Origin of the sequence: Streptomyces africanus (assembly GCF_002150735.1) — a bacterium.
Classification (GTDB): Bacteria; Actinomycetota; Actinomycetes; order Streptomycetales; family Streptomycetaceae; genus Streptomyces; species Streptomyces africanus.
The window spans coordinates 1-473 of record NZ_MUKA01000636.1; the positions used below are offsets into that span (position 1 = coordinate 1).

The window sequence follows — 473 nt, forward strand, 5'->3', positions numbered from 1 at the left end:
GTCGGCCAGTTGCTTGGTCTCCACGCACTGGCCCCCGTTGGGGCCGCTCCACGGACGCTCCCAGCCCTGGTCCCCGAGGTCCGACGCGGGCATCCCGTTGTAGACGGCGCCGTCGGCGATGGTCATGAGTACTCCTTCCGCATGCGGTTCAACAGCGCCTTGCTGTCCGCGGACGAGGTCTTCAGCGACAGCCGGTTGTGGGCCTCCAGATGGGCCACGACGTCGGCGCGCTGGTCGAGGTAGACGGACGCGGAGAGGATCTCGCTGTAGACGATGTCGGGCAGCTCCCGCTCCTCGAACCGGAAGTAGGTGAAGGGCGCGCACGCCCCGACGTGCGCGCCCGCGGTGAACGGCACGATGTCGACGCTGACGTGGTCCAGCTCGGAGGCCTCCAGGAGCCGGTCGATCTGCTCGCGCATCACCTCGGGGCCGCCCACCACCCGGTGCAGCACGGCCTCCTCCATCACCACCCA

The 473-nt window shown here is 69.3% G+C and carries 1 protein-coding gene and 1 pseudogene; both read right to left on the minus strand.

Annotation, left to right across the window (positions count from 1 at the left end):
• Positions 1–126 (minus strand): annotated as a pseudogene (locus CCL05_RS46930) (DUF397 domain-containing protein); the annotation flags it as partial.
• A partial coding sequence (locus CCL05_RS46935) for a DUF5753 domain-containing protein (protein ID WP_244204622.1) occupies positions 123–473 on the minus strand: 351 nt, incomplete at its 5' end. The gene CCL05_RS46935 and the pseudogene CCL05_RS46930, both read right to left, overlap by 4 nt.